The organism is Vibrio makurazakiensis, from assembly GCF_050337375.1.
Classification (GTDB): Bacteria; Pseudomonadota; Gammaproteobacteria; order Enterobacterales; family Vibrionaceae; genus Vibrio; species Vibrio makurazakiensis.
Window position 1 is genome coordinate 1 of sequence record NZ_JAKJSW010000021.1, and the last position, 18,574, is coordinate 18,574.

Below are 18,574 nucleotides of genomic sequence, written 5' to 3' on the forward strand. Positions count from 1 at the left end.
GCTCTATACTAAATAGTGCCAATTTATAGAGATGTCATATAGTAAACATCGACCACTCAGGTGTTTCTTTACACTTAAGCAATAATTAATTTAAACAGTCACTTCCCTTTTAATCAGCAACACGTCAAAATTGGCGGTTAATCATGTCTTTTTATATATTTTTTAGGAATCATCATGCTTGAAGCCATAGCATTTCTTATCGTAGGTCTCGTCTTTTTAGTTTGGAGTGCCGACAAGTTGGTTTTTGGCGCTGCAGCACTGGCTCGAAATGTAGGTATCTCACCACTAGTTATTGGTATGACAATTCTTGCAATGGGCTCTTCAGCTCCTGAAATGATGGTTTCTGCAACCGCAGCTTTAGATGGAAAAACAGATACAGCAGTAGGTAACGTATTAGGTTCTAACATTGCGAACATCGCTTTGATCCTAGGTATTACCGCGCTAATTAAACCGCTATCTATTAGCTCAGGTGTAATACGCCGTGAACTACCACTAATGATAGGTGTTACGTTGCTGGCTGGTGCACTTCTTTGGGATAGTCACTTAGGTTTCTACGAAGGCGTTCTTCTTTTTGTTCTTTTCGGTGCTTTTTTATTCACCATGCTACAAATTAGCCGTAAAGAAAAACAAAACGGCGATGCATTCATTGAAGAACAAGAGTCTGAGATCCCTGAAGGGGTCAGCAATGCTAAAGCGGCTATGTGGGTCGTGATTGGCTTAATCGTTTTACCATTAGCTGCCGATTTGCTTGTCGATAACGCTGTTATTATCGCTAAATACTTCGGTATGAGCGATCTAGTGATAGGTCTGACTATCATCGCAATTGGTACAAGTCTTCCTGAACTAGCCGCTTCTCTGGCGGGTGTAATGAAGGGAGAAGATGATATGGCTGTAGGTAATATCATCGGCTCTAACGTATTCAATATTCTTGCTGTGATGGGTATCCCTGGCATTTTAAATCCCTCCATTCTTAGCGAGTTCGCCATGGGTCGAGACTTCTGGGTCATGCTTGGTGTATCACTACTATTAGTCATTATGGCACTAGGTAAATCACGCAGTGTTAATCGTATTGAAGGTGGTTTTTTGGTCGCTTGTTTCTTGGCCTACCAAGTGTACTTACTAATGAACATGGCCGCTTAATCTCACGATTAATGTGAAGTAAAGTGAACGTAAACTCTGGAGTATTAGATGTCTCAACCGTTTGATTACCGCAGCGTGGCAAAACAAGTACTAGCCACGGAAATAGCTGGATTAACACAATTAGACCAGTATTTTAACGACGACTTTGTTCAAGCTTGCGATCTTATCCTTGGTAACAAAGGAAAAGTCGTGGTTATGGGAATGGGTAAGTCAGGTCATATCGGGAAGAAAATTGCTGCAACACTAGCAAGTACTGGGACATCCTCTTTCTTTGTTCACCCAGGCGAAGCTGCGCATGGTGACTTAGGTATGATAGAACCAGGCGACATTGTTTTAGCGATCTCTAACTCTGGAGAATCATCTGAAATTTTAAGCCTGTTCCCCGTACTTAAACGTCTCAATATTAAAATCATCAGCATGACAGGTAAGCCTAATTCAAATATGGCGAGCCTAGCTAACCTTCACTTACAAATCACAGTATTGGAAGAAGCATGTCCTCTGGCACTAGCGCCGACGACCAGCACAACGGCAACCTTAGTCATGGGTGATGCTCTAGCAATGGCGTTGTTACAAGCTCGTGGCTTTACCGCTGAGGATTTCGCCCTTTCCCACCCAGGTGGTGCGTTGGGTCGCAAGTTACTTCTAAAGCTTGAAGACATCATGCACTCGGGTAATGCCTTACCTATTGTTCGACCAGAAGCACTAGTACGTGACGCTCTTTTAGAGATATCTCAAAAAGGCTTAGGTATGACCGCGATTGTCGATGAAAATGGCTCTATGCTTGGTGTATTCACCGATGGCGATTTACGCCGTATCCTCGACAAACGAGTTGATATACACACAACACCTATTGGTGAAGTCATGACTGTAAACCCAACGATTGCAGAAGCAAACATGCTCGCCGTAGACGGGCTGAATCTCATGCAGGATAAAAGCATTAACGGCTTAATGCTTTGTCAAAATGGTCAGTTAGTGGGTGCGCTTAACATGCATGACTTATTAAAAGCGGGAGTAATGTAATGTCTCAATCCGTTAAAACACTTTATGGCGAAGTAGAACAACCAATTCTAGATATAGCGAAAAACATCAAACTTCTCATCTGTGATGTTGATGGTGTGTTCTCAGATGGCCGTATTTACATGGGGAACAATGGTGAAGAATTAAAAACTTTTCACACCCGTGATGGCTATGGTGTTAAATCACTGATGAATGCAGGCATTGAAATTGCGATTATTACAGGCCGTAAGTCTCAGATTGTTGAAAACAGAATGACAGCACTGGGGATTTCTTTGATTTATCAAGGTCAAGATGACAAAGTAAAAGCCTATAACGATATTTGTAAGCAACTCAACATTGCCCCTGAGCATACTGGGTATATTGGCGATGACCTTATCGACTGGCCAGTAATGGAAAAAGTCGGTTTAAAGGTCTGCGTAGCAGATGGACACCCACTTCTGGTTCAACGAGCTAACTATGTTACGACTATCAATGGTGGTTACGGTGCAGTACGTGAGGTTTGCGATCTTATTCTGCAAGCTCGTGATGAACTTGATACTCACAAAGGTCTAAGTATATGAGTTTGTCTCGTATCCTTTATTTGATACTGATTTTTATTTGTTCATGGTCGGTTTACTACCTCTATGACAAAGAAAATGCACGCACAACCCAAGTAGTTCCAAACTTAGAACTACCGATGTTTACTGGTAAGAATTTAGACAACATCACATTTAATTCCGATGGCATTCGCAGCTATAAAGTTATATCGACTCATTTAGAACACTACGCAACGAGTGGTGATACTATTTTTGAAAACCCGATCCTTTCTATCTATAGAGAAGGTGAAGTTGTTGAATGGCAAGTGACATCGAAAAGAGCGGTGATGACCGAAGAACAGGTCCTCACTCTTTATGATGATGTTGTAGCAAAAAACCTATTACCTAACGCTAGCTTTGATACTATGACCACTGATCGTCTTGTCATACATCTAGTAAGCCGTGATTTTAATTCCGATGATCCTGTACATTTAGTGGGCCCTCAATTTGAAAATGAGGGACAAGCAATGATCGGGAACTTCGACGAAAATAATGCGACCCTTTTTAACAATGTTCAAGGTAGATATGAAACTCTTACACCTTAGCCTATTAGCTTTCGCATTTGCTGTGCCAAATGCACTTGCTCTATCTTCAGACTCTGAACAACCTGTTTACATTGATTCAGACAGTCAACAGCTAGACATGAAAAGTAACCAAGTAACCTTCATCGGTGATGTAAAGCTTAAGCAAGGCAGCATCAATATGAATGCCGACAAAGTAATCGTTACCCGTCACCCAGAAACTGGCGAGATCCAAACAATTAAAGGTTACGGCCAGCCTGCAACCTTTTCGCAATTAACTGATGACGGTAAAACCCTCGAAGGTGAAGCTAACGAGCTTGATTATAAAATGGTAACCGACCGACTGATCATGACTGAAAATGCAGTGTTGTCTCAAGATGGCAGCATCATTCGAGGGTCTGTAATTACGTACCAAATTACGTCTCAGAAACTTATTGCGGACAGCAGCTCTGAAAAGCGAGTATCGACTGTCTTACAACCTGCTCAAGTGAACAAATAGATTATGGCAGTATTGAAAGCTCAAAACCTGGCAAAAACCTACAGTAAGCGCAAAGTGGTTACTGACGTAAGCTTGCAGGTAGAATCTGGTCAAATCGTGGGGTTGCTTGGACCGAATGGTGCAGGTAAAACTACGTCGTTCTATATGATTGTAGGCTTAGTTGCTCGTGATGAAGGCACGATTAGTATTGATGATAACGACATCAGCATACTGCCAATGCACAGCCGCTCTCGCTTAGGTATAGGCTACTTACCTCAAGAAGCATCTATATTCYGTAAGTTGTCTGTTGAGGACAACATCATGGCAGTTCTACAAACTCGAGATGAACTAACGAGCGAGCAACGCCAAGATAAGCTAGAAGACTTACTAGAAGAGTTCCACATTCAACATATCCGTGCCAGTAATGGTATGGCGCTGTCTGGTGGCGAACGTCGCCGTGTTGAAATTGCGAGAGCTTTAGCCGCAAACCCTCAGTTTATTTTGCTCGACGAACCCTTTGCTGGTGTTGACCCGATTTCAGTAATCGACATCAAGAAGATCATTGAACATCTACGAGATCGTGGCTTAGGTGTATTGATCACAGACCATAACGTGCGTGAAACATTAGACGTATGTGAAAAAGCCTACATTGTAAGTCAAGGCCACCTAATTGCTGAAGGTACACCTGAAGATGTTCTCAATAACGAGCAAGTAAAACAAGTTTATCTAGGTGAACAATTCCGTCTATGATTAGATAGAGAGCATCGTTAGTTAAGTCTAAAAAAAATAATAAGGTAAGTAATACTGAATGAAACCCTCATTACAACTTAAGCTAGGCCAACAATTAGCAATGACACCTCAATTACAGCAAGCGATTCGCTTGTTGCAGTTGTCGACATTGGATTTACAGCAAGAGATTCAAGAAGCTCTCGAATCAAACCCTCTACTTGATGTCGAAGAAGGCAACGAGGAAGCAGCGTCGGCTGAAGATAAGCAAAGTAATGAAGACAAAGAAGCGCCAGCCGAGACAAGTGCTGAAGCTTCCACTGAAAACGACTTACCCGACAGTTCAGATCTTATCGAAAAATCTGAAATCAGTAATGACCTTGAAATAGACACCACTTGGGAAGATGTTTACAGCGCCAATACAGGAAGCACAGGAATTGCCGTTGATGACGACATGCCTGTCTACCAAGGTGAAACCACCCAAAGCCTCCAAGATTACTTACTGTGGCAACTCGATTTAACACCATTCTCTGAAACAGATAGAACCATTGCATTCGCCATTATTGATGCTATCGATAATCATGGTTACCTAACCGTATCAACAGAAGAAATTTTAGAAAATTTCAATAATGAAGATATCGAGCTTGATGAAATTGAAGCAGTTCGCAAGCGTGTTCAGCAGTTTGACCCACTAGGTGTCGCATCTAACGATCTTCAAGACTGTTTACTACTACAGCTGGCTACTTTCCCTGAAGATACTCCTTGGCTAAGCGAAGCAAAACTGGTTCTTTCGAAACATATCGATCAACTCGGTAACCGTGACTACAAGCTTGTTATCAAAGAAACTAAGCTTAAAGAAGATGAATTGCGTGAAGTTTTGCAGCTCATTCAACAGTTAGACCCTCGCCCAGGCAGTAAAATCACACCAGATGAAACCGAATATGTGGTTCCTGATGTCTCTGTATTCAAAGACAGAGGAAGGTGGCACGTCACCATCAATCCAGATAGCGTGCCAAAGCTCAAAGTGAATCAGCAATATGCTCAACTTGGTAAAGGCAATAGCGCGGATAGCCAATACATCCGCTCCAACCTTCAAGAAGCGAAATGGCTAATCAAAAGCCTAGAGAGCAGAAACGAGACGCTCCTCAAAGTTGCGCGATGCATTGTTGAACATCAGCACGGTTTCTTTGAACATGGTGCAGAGGCAATGAAGCCAATGGTGTTGAATGATGTCGCACTCGACGTCGACATGCATGAATCCACCATATCTCGTGTTACAACCCAGAAATTTATGCATACCCCTCGTGGGATATTTGAATTGAAGTACTTCTTCTCCAGTCACGTCAATACTGACAATGGTGGAGAGTGTTCATCAACAGCAATACGCGCACTAATTAAAAAGCTGGTTGCGGCTGAAAACATCGCAAAACCGCTGAGTGATAGCAAAATTGCTGCCTTACTGGCTGACCAAGGAATTCAGGTTGCTAGACGGACAATAGCAAAATACCGTGAATCTCTGGGCATTGCCCCATCGAGTCAGCGTAAACGCCTGCTATAAGCTTATTCCAGTTATAGATATCAGGTAACTAACTGAAAAGGAAAGTCTATGCAAATCAATATTCAAGGGCACCACGTTGATCTTACCGATTCAATGCAAGACTATGTTCACACTAAATTCGACAAACTTGAGCGCTTTTTTGATCATATCAATAGTGTGCAGGTTGTTCTTAAAGTTGAAAAAATCCATCAAATTGCAGAAGCGACGCTCCATATTAATCATGGGGAAATCCACGCTACTGCCGACGATGAAAATATGTATGCAGCAATAGATTCACTCGTCGACAAACTTGTCCGCCAACTTAACAAGCACAAAGAAAAGCTAAGTAGTCACTAACATGCAATTAAGCGAAGTACTTTCATTGGACTGCACCAAAAGTGCAGTCCAATGCACAAGCAAAAAACGAGCACTAGAAATGATCAGTCAAATTGTGGCTGAAACTACTGGCCAGGATTCCACAGAGCTATTCGAATGTATGCTCAGTCGCGAGAAGATGGGCAGTACTGGTATTGGCAATGGTATTGCTATTCCTCATGCTCGAATGAAATCTAGCGACAAAGCCATCGCGGTCTTACTTCAATGCCAAGACCCGATTGAATTTGATGCTATTGATAACCGTCCTGTCGACCTACTATTTGCTCTGCTCGTTCCAAGTGAACAATGTAAAGAGCACTTAAAAACCCTTTCTTGTATGGCAGAACGCTTGAATGACAAGCAAACTCTAAAATCACTACGTAATGCGCAAAGCGACCAAGAGCTTTACGAGATTATGACTAACGTCCAAACTTGCGAGCAATAGCATGCGATTAATCGTTGTTAGTGGTCAGTCTGGAGCAGGTAAAAGCGTAGCACTTCGTGTACTCGAAGACCTAGGCTATTACTGCGTAGATAACCTTCCAGTCAACCTGCTGGATGCGTTCGTTGACTCGGTGAAAGACAGTAAACAAAACGTTGCTGTTAGTATTGATATACGTAACCTACCGAAAGAGCCTGCCTTAGTTTCTGATGCTTTAGACCGATTAAAAGCATCGAATAACATCAATGTTGATGTCCTGTTCCTCGACGCAAATAAAGAAACATTATTAAAACGCTACAGTGAAACACGACGTATCCACCCTCTTTCTCAAAGCACGGAAAAGCTGTCACTCGACCAAGCTATCGAACTAGAACAGAAGCTCCTTAGTCCTCTATGCGAACAAGCAGATCTAATTCTCGATAGCAGTAATCAAACTCTGTATGAGTTAAGTGAAATGGTACGCTTGAAAGTTGAAGGACGAGAGAAGCAAGACCTTATAATTGTCTTCCAATCCTTTGGCTTTAAATACGGTATCCCTAGCGATACAGACTACGTATTTGATGTACGTTTTTTACCAAACCCGCATTGGGAACCTGATTTACGCCCAATGACTGGGCTTGATGCGCCCATCCATTCTTTCTTGGAGAAACACCAAGAAGTCATAGAGCTAAAACAACAAATTCAAGGATTTGTTGAAAAGTGGTTACCTATGCTTGAGAAGAACAACCGCAGCTACCTCACGGTTTCGATTGGTTGTACTGGTGGTAAACACCGCTCTGTTTATCTAACACAAAAGATTGGTGAGTACTTTTCAGAGCTTGGACATCAAGTTCAAATTCGTCATGCATCACTAGAAAAAAATCTATAGGTCGATTGTGGAACTGACTAAAACAGTATTGATTCAAAATAAACTTGGGTTGCATGCACGAGCTGCAGTCAAACTTGTCGAACTCGCGCAAAGTTACGATTCCACGGTAACGATTGTGAGTGAAGAAGATAAACGCGCTACCGCAGATAGTGTCATGGGCTTACTGATGCTGGAGTCAGCACAAGGTCAACATATTACGATTCAAGCAAATGGTTCTGATGCAGAACAAGCGTTACACGCTGTGTGTCATTTAATTGAAGACAAATTTGATGAAGGCGAATAGCACTTTCCCATTTTCTGTCTTTGGTACTACCACCGAATAAAATCACTTACCTTCCAAAGTTATTATTAAATAAGACCTAGAATTAAGTTACTATTCAACGCATTGTAAAGATTAAGAGGCAGGGGGAAACATGGCAGAGCAACTAGAATTCGACCAAGCTCACCAAACCCTCCAAGAAGTTAGCGAAGCACTAGAAAATGGTCGCTTTGTTCACGTGCGCCGTCAGCTTCAGGACATGGAACCTGAAGATATCGCGCACTTGCTTGAGGCATCTCCACGTAAAAGCCGTGAAGTACTTTGGCAACTCACCGATCCTGAAGATTACGGTGAGATTCTTGATGAATTAAACGAAGACGTTAAAGATGCTCTCGTGTCAAAAATGGCACCAGAGACATTAGCAGAAGCAACGGAAGGTATGGAAACCGATGATGTTGCCTACGTACTTCGAAGCTTACCAGATGACGTATCTCGTGAAGTCCTATCTCAAATGGACTCAGCAGATCGAGCTTTAGTTGAAACCGCACTTTCATACCCTGAAGATTCAGCCGGCGCATTAATGAATACCGACGTCGTCACCATTCGTGGTGATGTCGATATCGACGTAGTTCTGCGCTACATGAGAATGCGTGGTGAACTACCAGAAGCCACTGATGTGTTATATGTCATTGATGAAAACAATCGCTTAATTGGTAACTTGCCAATCACAGCACTTATCACTACTCAACCCGATATCGCTGTCGCTGACGTAATGGAAAGCGCAGAAGAAGCCATAACGGTTGAAACCAGTGCATCAGATATTACAAGCCTATTCGAACGTAGGAACTGGGTTTCAGCTCCGGTCGTCGATGAAAATCAATACCTTCTTGGTCGTATTACCATTGATGATGTTGTCGATGTAATCCGTGAAGATGCTGAACACTCCATGATGAGTATGGCTGGTATGGACGATGACGAAGATACCTTCGCGCCAGTCGTCAAATCAGCAAGACGTCGTAGCGTTTGGTTAGGTGCTAACGTACTAGCAGCGTTAGCAGCAGCTTCAGTTTCAAACATGTTTGAAGCAACCCTAGATCAAATGGCCGCCATCGCAGTCCTAATGACCATTGTACCTTCGATGGGTGGGGTGGCCGGTAACCAAACCGTAGCACTTGTGATCCGTGGTTTAGCGCTTGGTCACATTGGTGACAGTAACAAGCGTGAGTTACTCTTAAAAGAAGCGGCTATCGGCTTCCTAAACGGTATTCTTTGGGCCGTCATTATTGGCGGTATTGTTGTCGCCTGGAAAGGTAACTGGATACTAGGTGGTATTATCTCGGCAGCGATGATGACTAACTTGCTCGTTGCAGGCATAGCCGGGGTAACTATTCCTGTTATGTTGAAGAAAATGAATATCGATCCAGCACTCGCTGGTGGTATGGCTCTGACCACAGTAACGGATGTTATCGGCCTATCGGTTTTCCTTGGCCTTGCAACGATACTGATTTAGACACTAAATCACTAAAAAATAGTAATCTATAAAAAGAAAAAGGGCTTGATAATAATCAAGCCCTTTTCGCATAAATTAGCTCGTTACAAACTACTCACCAGCAACTTTCATTGGCTCAAGCAGGATCGAACCTGTCTGAATTTGAGAGCGAGTTTCAACATCACTACCTACTGCAACAATCTGATTGAACATGTCTTTCAGGTTACCCGCAATCGTCACTTCTGACACTGGGAACTGAATCTCACCGTTCTCAACCCAGAAACCTGCAGCGCCACGAGAGTAATCACCCGTTACGGTGTTTACACCTTGCCCCATGACTTCAGTAACTAAAAAGCCAGTGCCTAAATCTTTCAGCATTTGCTCAAAGTTTTGACCAGTCGATTTTACAAACCAGTTATGAATACCACCAGCATGACCGGTTGGCGCCATATCCATCTTACGAGCGGCATAGCTTGTCAATAAGTAAGTCGCAAGCACGCCATCAGTGATGATTTCACGATCTTGTGTGAACACACCTTCGCTGTCAAAAGGGCTAGAAGCTAATCCACGTAAAATATGCGGACGCTCTGAAATGTTGAACCACTCAGGAAGGATTTGCTTACCTAGATGATCCAATAGGAATGATGACTTACGGTATAAGTTACCGCCACTGATAGCCATAACCAGGTGACCCATTAGCCCAGTGGCTACATCGGCAGCAAACATGATTGGGTATTTACCTGTCGGTAATTTACGCGCGTCTAAGCGGCTCACTGTCTTTTCAGCAGCTTCTTGACCCACTTGCTCAGGCGTCCACAAGTCGTCACGGTGACGTGCTAGCGTATAGCTGTAGTCACGCTCCATTTCACCATTTTTACCTTCACCAATCACACAGCAGCTCGTGCTATGACGGCTTGATGCGTAGCTTGCAAGTAAACCATGGCTATTACCGTAAACCTTCAACCCATAGTGACTGTCATAACTTGCGCCATCACTTTGTTTAATTTTGTCACTATAAGCCAGAGCCTGTCTTTCTGCGGCAATCGCAATTTCAGCGGCTACATCTGGGTTTGGCTCATCTGGGTGAAATAAATCCAAATCAGGAATGTTTTGCACCATCAATTCTTTCGGTGCTGGGCCTGCATATTTATCTTCAGACGTGTACTGAGCGATATCAAGTGCAGCGGCAACAGTTTGTGCTATCGCTTTTTCACTTAGATCAGATGTAGATGCGCTACCTTTCTTTTGACCGCGGTAAACCGTGATACCCAGCGCACCATCACTATTAAATTCAACGTTTTCCACTTCGCACATGCGAGTAGAAACACTCAAACCAGTAGACTTTGTAATTGCTACTTCTGCCGCATCGGCACTTACAGCAGCTAGGTCTAAAGCTTTCGCCACGGCTGCTTCTAGCTCAACACGTTGCTGAGCGACTTGCTGTTTCACATCCATATCTAATCTAATTTTTAATATCAATATTACGTAGGATAACAAGAATTTCGCATTCTCCCCACGATTCTTGCTAAAATAGGCATATATTCGTATGAGATAGTGATATAGGCAGAAAAGATGGCCCGTAAAAATCAGAAAGCCCCTTGGGAACCTGAAGAAGAAATTATTTGGGTAAGTCGTACCGAAATGAAAGAAGACATGGAAGCGCTTCAAGTTTTAGGTGAAGAATTAGTTCAGCTTAAGCCTTCTGTGTTGGAAAAGTTTCCACTATCAGAAGAGATGGCGATAGCAATCAAAGATGCGCAACGTTTCAAGAACGAAGCAAAGCGTCGTCAATTGCAGTACATCGGTAAGCTAATGCGCAGTGTTGATCCAGAGCCGATCCAATTAGCTCTAGATAAGATTCGCAATAAGCACTCACAAGCAACCGCTGAACTACATAAGCTTGAGCAAATGCGTGACCGTATTGTTGCTGAAGGTGATACTGCTATTGCTGAAGTTATGGAAGCTCACCCTGAAGCAGATCGTCAACGTCTTCGTCAACTTGCTCGCCAAGCGAACAAAGAGAAGAAAGCGAACAAGCCAGCAAAAGCATTCCGTGAAATCTTTCAAATTCTGAAAGAACTGAAAGAAGAAGCTTAATACCTCAAACTTTCAGTAGTTTGATGTTTAACAAAAAAGACCTAGCTCATGGCTAGGTCTTTTACTATCTAATTCAAAACAATGAATTGCAGCTAACGAATGAACTCAGTCACTTTATTCCCCAGCACGAACAAATTCGCTCAGTATTGGTTCACTATGTTGATTGGATAAACCTTCAATACCTTCTGCCACCAGCACTTTGCCTTTCGCTACAAACGCAAACTTATTCGCAATACTTCGCGCATCACCAATATGATGAGTCACCATCAATACCGTAATATTTCTCTCACTTGCTAACTGCTTAACCAACGCCAGCATTTCTTCACGTAATAGTGGGTCAAGCGCAGAAAAAGGCTCATCCAGAAGCCAAATATCATGAGGCTGAACGAAACATCTAGCCAATGCCACGCGCTGCCTTTGTCCTCCAGATAACTGCTCAGGTAATCTATCTAAAAATTCGCCGATGCCAACCTGTGCTGCAGCATCGATAACTCGCTGCTCTTGCTCTGAAGACAACTTAAGTCCTGGGTGTAGCCCTAAGCCAATATTTTCACGAACAGATAAATGAGCAAAAAGATTATGTTCTTGAAACAACATCGCAAGCGGCCGTTGATGCGCCTCTAACCCCACGAGAGATTGATTACTGGCAGTAATAGATCCTTGGGTAGGTTCAATAAAACCCGCGACTAACGCTAATAGCGTCGACTTACCCGCACCACTTGGTCCCATCAAAGCGACAATGTCGCCCTGCTCCGCTTCAAAATCGAACGTGAAAATCTCTTGTTGATAGTGATAATGGACGTTGCTTAACGCTAACATGATGAATCCCTTTATTTCGACGAGGCCAATCTTGACGATGAGCGTTTCGATGAAGAACGTTGTGACGAGGAAAATACGCGTTCAATAATACTAAAACTACCGACACTCAAAAGTAATAAGCACACCGAGATAACTGCCGCAGCTTCCATTTGGTAACTACCTAATAGCTGAAAAAGATACAGAGGCAAAGTTCTGAAATCTTGGCTTCCAAACAATGCGATAGCACTCAAATCACCAATAGAGAGCATAAAGCTAATCGAAAAGGCTTGAGCTATCGGCTTACGTAAAGCTCGCCATTCGACTAAACGAAAACGGCTGAACCCCGTCATTCCTAAGCTTGGGCATAAGTATTGATATTGTTGAGCAAGGTGCAGTAACGGCTGAGCCAACGTTTTTATCACATAAGGTAGTGCCATTAGGCTGTTAACCGCGACAACAACGAAGAAAGCTAAACTGAAAACATCAGTGGTACTTCGCAGCAATAAGAATAACCCAGTACTGATAACAAGCCCCGGCGTAACCAAAATAATAGTGCCAACCAGTTCAATTTTGTCAGCTCGAAAGTTCTGATGTTTGAGACGCAATGCTCGAGTGGTTAATAGAATCGAAACACCGGCGCTAACCGCAAGGAAGCTTGCCAAGAATGCCACTTTAAGTGAGGTGCCAAGAGCCAGCCAAAAGGCTTCGCTGGCTAACACATTAAGTGCCTGACTGTTAACCCCGCTCATAAGCACCATAGCTAACGGAGGGAGAACGAGTAATGAGACCCCCATGATCCAAACGCTATCCCAGGTTTTTGACCACAGGTTATCTTTAACTAAGAACTTGTCTTGAGAAAACTGACTAGAAGAAACAGCCAGAGGCTTCGATAACTTTTGAATACTCACCGCTAAAGTGCCACACAGCAACATTTGCCAAATAGCTAATAGCGCCCCTGCTTGTAAGTCAAAATCAAACTTAATCGCTTGATAGATGGCGAGTTCAATTGTCGTAGACTTAGGACCACCACCTAGCGCCATTACTGTCGCAAAGCTGGTAAAGCACAACATAAACACCAACCCACACACATGAGGTAGCTGCTGGCGCAACCTTGGCCATTCAATCCACTTAAATTTGTTCCAGTGACTCATTCCTAAATGTGCACACAACTTATGTTGCTCAGCCGGTACAGTGTCGAGAGCTTGCAACAACAATCGGCTCGCATAAGGAAGATTAAAGAAAACATGCGCTAACAAGATCCCATTCAGTCCATAAATAGAGAATGGCAGTTTCTCGTCTATCAAGGCAAAGCCTTTAGCAAGCCAACCGCTATTGCCATAAATTGCCAGTAAACCAAACACTCCGACCAACACAGGCAGTACCAAAGTCGATGCGAAGAGTTTCAGTAACAAATTACGACCAATGAACTGACGGCGAGAAAGAGCGTGAGCAACGGGTATCGCCAAACCAACACTTAATAAAGTTGATAGAAATGCTTGGTAGAAACTGAACTTAGTGACATGCCAGTAGTAAGGGTCTGACCATACTTGGCTAATATCAAGAGAAGGGGCATTGCTAAGCAATGCCCCAACAGAGGAGATAACAAAAGTGGCAATGACTAACGCAACCGCAATGCCAACTTTAGGAATGTTATTCTGCATATAAACCTAAATGGATTAAAAAATTAATGCACTTTGCCATTCACGGATCCAAGGCTTACGCATTTCAGCCACTTCATCTGAAGAGAAGCTCAACGCTTGCTTAGGTAAAGTGAGGGTCTCGAAACCTTTAGGTAGTTCCACATCCGTCACTGGGTACATCCAGTTGCCCGTTGGCATAGCCGATTGGAACTCATCACTTAAAATGAATGCCATAAATTCATCAGCTAGCTGTTCGTTTTTCGACCCTTTCACTTTTGCCGCTACTTCTACTTGTGTGTAGTGACCTTCAGAGAAATCTGCTGCTGCGTATTTAGTATCACTTTCAGCAATCAAGTGGTAAGCCGGTGAAGTGGTATAAGACAGAACTAAATCAGACTCACCTTCTAAGAACATTGAGTAAGCTTCAGACCAGCCTTTGGTTACTGTCACTGTTTTCTTCGCAAGCTGTTTCCATGCTTCAGTCGTGTCATCACCGTAAACTGATTTCATCCACAACATTAATCCTTGGCCAGGTGTTGAGGTACGAGGGTCTTGATAAATAACTTTCAGATCATCACGCTGTTCCACCAGCTCTTTTAAGCTTTTAGGTGGGTTGGCTAACTTCTCTTTGTTGTAAACAAACGCGAAGTAACCGTAGTCATACGGTACAAATGTGTTATCAGTCCAACCATTTGGCAAGGCAACCGAAGAAGTATCCACACTGTGAGTCGCTAAAAGTCCGGTTTTCTTAGCTTCCGCCATTAGGTTGTTATCTAGCCCCAGCACAACATCAGCTTTGCTATTGCCACCTTCAAGGCGCAAGCGATTTAGGATAGACACACCATCGGCAAGTGCTACAAAGTTAACATCACAGCCACATTTCTCTTCGAATGCTTTTTCAACTGTTGGGCCTGGGCCCCAGTCAGCAGCGAATGAGTCGTAAGTGTATACCGTTAATGAATTATCTGCGGCAAAGGCTGAAAATGAAGTCACTGTAGCTAAAGCTAATGAGGTTAATGCGAATTTCACTGGACGCTCTCCTTGGTCTGAGCGGCACAGGTTTGAGGGAGGTTCACTTAAGAAGAGTTCCTAACTCAATTCCTACGCCAGCATTATCTGGTTCAGGTTTACGGGTCCCAAGTGTGTACTTGATCTCAGCTTTCATTCGTAGATTGAATGATTAGCTCCCCGATGAGTGATTTGAATTGTAATTGGATTTTAGTCAATAAGCTATCGAGATCCTGACTAAGATCTTTGATCGTATCCCCAACGAGGGACTAAACCTTGCTCAACACCTAAGTGATCTAAGATTCTAGCGACCATAAAGTCGACCAAATCCTCAATCGTTTTAGGCTGGTGATAAAAGCCCGGCGCTGCAGGCATAATAGTGACGCCCATAGTTGATAGCTTATGCATGTTTTCGAGGTGTAGAGTAGAAAATGGCGTTTCACGAACGACCAACAAAAGCTGGCCTCGCTCTTTCATTACAACGTCTGCCGCTCGTTCAATTAAATTATCCGACATACCGTGGGCAATTGAAGCCACACTGCCAGCAGAACAAGGACACACCACCATTTGTTTAGGTGCAGCAGACCCAGATGCTACTGGTGAGAACCAATCTTCCTTGCCACATACAATCAAGTTGTCAGGGTTACAGTTCAAATGTGCAACCAATGCTGCTTTTGCTGCATCTGGCCCACTTGGCAATTTTAAATCATGTTCAGTTGCCATTACCACGCGCGCAGCAGAAGAGATCAACAAATACACTTGGTAATCAGCAGCGAGTAAACATTCAAGTAAGCGAAGTCCATAGGGAGCGCCCGATGCGCCAGTAAAGGCTAACGTAATTGCTTTGTTTTTAATGGTCATTATCTTATGTCTTTCACAGCGAGCTTATCGTCATCTGTATAAGCTCGCCGTTTTATTTATGCCTTTGCTTTAGCCCATCAAGAAGCTTTTGATGTATTCCCTCAAAGCCACCATTACTCATTACTAATATTTGGTCCTGAGGCTCGGCTTCAGCAACGATTTTCGCGACAAATGCATCAATATCACTGCCCACATGTGCTGGCTGATGGCACTTGTCTGCGATGTCTTGTACCGACCATTCTATATTAGTGGGCTGATATAAATAGGTCGAATCTGCCTGTTTTAATGAGTCAGCCAATGTTTCTTTATGGACGCCTCGTTTCATTGTGGCAGAGCGAGGCTCTAATACCGCAATAATTTTCTTATCGCCCACTTTATTGCGTAGACCACCTAAAGTAAGTTCAATCGCCGTTGGGTGGTGCGCAAAATCATCATAAACCGTCACCCCCGCGACCTCGCCTTTCAATTCAAGGCGTCGTTTGGTGTTAATAAATTTAGCCAACGATTCACACGCAAGATCTGGTGTTACGCCAACATGACGCGCAGCAGCAATCGCCATTAGGGCATTATTTACGTTGTGGTCACCCACTAGATCCCAGTCAACAATACCAACGGTTTCATTTTGGAAAGAAACTGAAAATTTCGAACCATCTTTAATGATTTTTTCTGTATACCAATCTGACTGTTCACCACTGAATTCCGTTTCGCTCCAACAACCGCGAGCTAAAACATCTTCAATTGCGTTATCCGCTTTAGGCGAGAAAATTCGACCATTACTTGGCACAGTACGAACAAGATGGTGAAACTGGCGCTTAATGGCTTCTAAGTCATCAAAAATGTCCGCGTGATCAAACTCTAGGTTATTCATCACTAACGTTCTTGGGTGGTAATGGACAAACTTAGAACGCTTGTCAAAAAAAGCACTGTCGTATTCATCAGCTTCGACGACAAAAAACATGCTTTCGCCCAGCCTTGCTGAAATACCAAAGTTACCTAAGACCCCACCTACCAGAAAACCCGGAGCGTAGCCACAGTCTTCCAGTATCCACGCGAGCATACTTGATGTTGTCGTTTTGCCATGAGTACCAGACACCGCTAAAACCCAGCGGTCATGCAATAAAAACTCTTGTAGCCATTGAGGGCCCGAGGTGTATTTAAGATTGTTGTCCAATACATATTCGACACATGGATTACCACGACTCATTGCATTGCCGATAACGACGAGGTCTGGCCTTGGCTCTAATTGTTGAGGATCAAAGCCTTGAATGATCTCAATACCTTGTGATTCCAATAATGTGCTCATCGGTGGATAGACATTCGCATCGCTACCCGTCACTTTATGGCCAAGTTGTCGAGCCAATACCGCTGCACCACCCATAAAAGTGCCGCAAATTCCTAAGATGTGAATATGCATAAATCGCTTCCAAAATACTGTCTATAAGAGCTGACGAAGTGAACACTTGTTCAATCAAACTATCTGCATTAATTACCATGAATCACGCCATAAAAGCGAGTCTCAATGTAAAACAAATTCAGTCGACATGTTAAGTGAGATCTTGGTCGCTTACTTCATTACCATTAAAAAGATCTAACCCTTACAATTTAATTAGGTGTTCAGATGAATAAAGCCCACTAAGAGGCGATATCACTGATGCCCAAAATCCCTATTATTCAGAGAAGTTTAAGGAAATAACATGTCTGAGATGCGCACCCTTGGCGAGTTCATTGTTGAAAAACAAAGTGACTTCCCCCACGCAAGCGGTGATCTATCATCCCTTTTGTCGTCGATTCGTCTTGCTGCAAAAATTGTAAACCGAGAAATAAATAAAGCAGGTCTTGCTGACATTACTGGCGCTGTTGGTGTTGATAACGTTCAAGGTGAAGAGCAACAAAAACTCGACCTTTACGCAAATGACAAGTTCAAAGCTGCACTAGAAGCTCGTGACCAAGTTTGTGGTGTTGCGAGTGAAGAAGAAGATGAAGCAGTAGCCTTCAACAAAGAGCTGAATAAGAACGCGAAATACGTTGTTCTTATGGACCCTCTTGATGGCTCATCAAATATCGATGTAAACGTCTCTGTTGGTACTATTTTCTCTATCTATCGCCGTGTATCACCAATTGGTACTCCGCCTACAGAAGAAGATTTCCTACAACCAGGTAACAAGCAAGTTGCGGCTGGCTACGTTATCTACGGTTCTTCTACCATGCTGGTTTACACCACAGGTAAAGGCGTTAATGGTTTCACTTACGACCCTTCACTAGGAACGTTCTGCTTATCTCATGAAAACATGATGATTCCAGAAGACGGTAAAATTTATTCTATCAATGAAGGTAACTACATTCGCTTCCCTACGGGTGTGAAGAAATACATTAAGTACTGCCAAGAAAGTGAGCCTTCAGACAACCGTCCGTACACTTCTCGCTACATTGGTTCTTTGGTTGCTGACTTCCACCGTAACCTTCTAAAAGGCGGTATCTACTTATACCCAAGTACAGAAAGCCACCCAACCGGTAAATTGCGCCTTCTGTACGAATGCAACCCTATTGCGTTCATCATGGAGCAAGCTGGTGGTTTAGCTTCTGACGGGGTACAACGTATCATGGATCTAAAACCAACAGAGCTTCACCAGCGTGTGCCTTTCTTTGTAGGCTCGCCAAAAATGGTGAATAAAGTTGAAGAGTTTCTGGAATTGAATCGAGACTAAGTAACGCACCTAATGTTGTACGTCTAACTTAGAACTTA

The 18,574-nt window shown here is 43.2% G+C and carries 20 protein-coding genes and 1 riboswitch; of the genes, 14 read left to right on the top strand and 6 right to left on the bottom strand.

Annotation, left to right across the window (positions count from 1 at the left end; translation table 11 throughout):
* The first annotated feature begins 174 nt into the window (after nucleotides 1-174).
* From L4C33_RS02670 to mgtE, 12 genes are all read left to right on the top strand, one after another.
* Entirely contained in the window at nucleotides 175-1,140 is a 966-nt protein-coding gene (locus tag L4C33_RS02670) for a calcium/sodium antiporter (RefSeq protein WP_428810923.1), read from the top strand.
* A 48-nt stretch (nucleotides 1,141-1,188) separates the two neighbouring features.
* Complete coding sequence (locus L4C33_RS02675) at nucleotides 1,189-2,160, top strand: KpsF/GutQ family sugar-phosphate isomerase (protein ID WP_428810924.1); 972 nt, start codon at nucleotides 1,189-1,191, stop codon at nucleotides 2,158-2,160.
* Nucleotides 2,160-2,717: a 3-deoxy-manno-octulosonate-8-phosphatase KdsC gene (gene kdsC, locus L4C33_RS02680; RefSeq protein WP_428810925.1), complete on the top strand. Its 558-nt coding sequence runs from the start codon at nucleotides 2,160-2,162 to the stop codon at nucleotides 2,715-2,717. Before L4C33_RS02675 ends, kdsC begins: the two co-directional genes overlap by 1 nt.
* A complete protein-coding gene (lptC, locus tag L4C33_RS02685; RefSeq protein WP_428810926.1) occupies nucleotides 2,714-3,277 on the top strand; it encodes an LPS export ABC transporter periplasmic protein LptC in 564 nt (187 codons plus the stop codon). Before kdsC ends, lptC begins: the two co-directional genes overlap by 4 nt.
* Entirely contained in the window at nucleotides 3,258-3,752 is a 495-nt protein-coding gene (gene lptA, locus L4C33_RS02690; RefSeq protein WP_428810927.1) for a lipopolysaccharide transport periplasmic protein LptA, read from the top strand. Before lptC ends, lptA begins: the two co-directional genes overlap by 20 nt.
* Nucleotides 3,753-3,755: 3 nt before the next feature.
* Nucleotides 3,756-4,481 (top strand): LPS export ABC transporter ATP-binding protein, encoded by a 726-nt coding sequence (gene lptB, locus L4C33_RS02695; protein WP_428810928.1) that lies wholly within the window; start codon nucleotides 3,756-3,758, stop codon nucleotides 4,479-4,481.
* Nucleotides 4,482-4,539: 58 nt separating this feature from the next.
* Entirely contained in the window at nucleotides 4,540-6,015 is a 1,476-nt protein-coding gene (locus L4C33_RS02700) for an RNA polymerase factor sigma-54 (RefSeq protein WP_428810929.1), read from the top strand.
* A gap of 48 nt (nucleotides 6,016-6,063) precedes the next feature.
* A complete protein-coding gene (gene hpf / locus L4C33_RS02705; RefSeq protein WP_428810930.1) occupies nucleotides 6,064-6,351 on the top strand; it encodes a ribosome hibernation promoting factor in 288 nt (95 codons plus the stop codon).
* 1 nt (nucleotide 6,352) lies between these two features.
* The gene (gene ptsN, locus L4C33_RS02710; protein WP_428810931.1) at nucleotides 6,353-6,814 is read left to right on the top strand and encodes a PTS IIA-like nitrogen regulatory protein PtsN; all 462 of its coding nucleotides are present in this window, start codon (nucleotides 6,353-6,355) and stop codon (nucleotides 6,812-6,814) included.
* 1 nt (nucleotide 6,815) lies between these two features.
* Nucleotides 6,816-7,679: an RNase adapter RapZ gene (gene rapZ, locus L4C33_RS02715; protein ID WP_428810932.1), complete on the top strand. Its 864-nt coding sequence runs from the start codon at nucleotides 6,816-6,818 to the stop codon at nucleotides 7,677-7,679.
* A 7-nt stretch (nucleotides 7,680-7,686) separates the two neighbouring features.
* Entirely contained in the window at nucleotides 7,687-7,962 is a 276-nt protein-coding gene (locus tag L4C33_RS02720) for an HPr family phosphocarrier protein (protein ID WP_428810933.1), read from the top strand.
* A gap of 130 nt (nucleotides 7,963-8,092) precedes the next feature.
* A complete protein-coding gene (mgtE, locus tag L4C33_RS02725; protein WP_428810934.1) occupies nucleotides 8,093-9,448 on the top strand; it encodes a magnesium transporter in 1,356 nt (451 codons plus the stop codon).
* A 90-nt stretch (nucleotides 9,449-9,538) separates the two neighbouring features.
* Here mgtE and pmbA read toward each other — a convergent pair whose 3' ends face one another.
* Nucleotides 9,539-10,882: a metalloprotease PmbA gene (gene pmbA, locus L4C33_RS02730; protein WP_428810935.1), complete on the bottom strand. Its 1,344-nt coding sequence runs from the start codon at nucleotides 10,880-10,882 to the stop codon at nucleotides 9,539-9,541.
* 117 nt (nucleotides 10,883-10,999) lie between these two features.
* Here pmbA and yjgA point away from each other — a divergent pair, with 117 nt between their 5' ends.
* Complete coding sequence (gene yjgA / locus L4C33_RS02735) at nucleotides 11,000-11,524, top strand: ribosome biogenesis factor YjgA (RefSeq protein ID WP_428810936.1); 525 nt, start codon at nucleotides 11,000-11,002, stop codon at nucleotides 11,522-11,524.
* 114 nt (nucleotides 11,525-11,638) lie between these two features.
* On the opposite strand, the gene thiQ is transcribed toward yjgA, so the two are convergent.
* The 5 genes from thiQ to mpl form a co-directional block, all read right to left on the bottom strand.
* On the bottom strand, nucleotides 11,639-12,343 hold the full coding sequence (thiQ, locus tag L4C33_RS02740; RefSeq protein ID WP_428810937.1) for a thiamine ABC transporter ATP-binding protein: 705 nt from the start codon (nucleotides 12,341-12,343) through the stop codon (nucleotides 11,639-11,641).
* A gap of 11 nt (nucleotides 12,344-12,354) precedes the next feature.
* A complete protein-coding gene (gene thiP / locus L4C33_RS02745) occupies nucleotides 12,355-13,983 on the bottom strand; it encodes a thiamine/thiamine pyrophosphate ABC transporter permease ThiP (RefSeq protein WP_428810938.1) in 1,629 nt (542 codons plus the stop codon).
* Nucleotides 13,984-13,998: 15 nt separating this feature from the next.
* Complete coding sequence (thiB, locus tag L4C33_RS02750; protein ID WP_428810939.1) at nucleotides 13,999-14,991, bottom strand: thiamine ABC transporter substrate binding subunit; 993 nt, start codon at nucleotides 14,989-14,991, stop codon at nucleotides 13,999-14,001.
* Nucleotides 14,992-15,043: 52 nt separating this feature from the next.
* A riboswitch (TPP riboswitch) is annotated at nucleotides 15,044-15,163 on the bottom strand.
* Nucleotides 15,164-15,207: 44 nt separating this feature from the next.
* Nucleotides 15,208-15,831: a flavin prenyltransferase UbiX gene (locus L4C33_RS02755; protein WP_428810940.1), complete on the bottom strand. Its 624-nt coding sequence runs from the start codon at nucleotides 15,829-15,831 to the stop codon at nucleotides 15,208-15,210.
* A gap of 52 nt (nucleotides 15,832-15,883) precedes the next feature.
* Entirely contained in the window at nucleotides 15,884-17,245 is a 1,362-nt protein-coding gene (mpl, locus tag L4C33_RS02760; protein ID WP_428810941.1) for a UDP-N-acetylmuramate:L-alanyl-gamma-D-glutamyl-meso-diaminopimelate ligase, read from the bottom strand.
* A gap of 280 nt (nucleotides 17,246-17,525) precedes the next feature.
* Between mpl and fbp the strand changes: the two genes are divergently transcribed.
* Nucleotides 17,526-18,536: a class 1 fructose-bisphosphatase gene (fbp, locus tag L4C33_RS02765; protein ID WP_428810942.1), complete on the top strand. Its 1,011-nt coding sequence runs from the start codon at nucleotides 17,526-17,528 to the stop codon at nucleotides 18,534-18,536.
* Nucleotides 18,537-18,574: the final 38 nt, after the last annotated feature.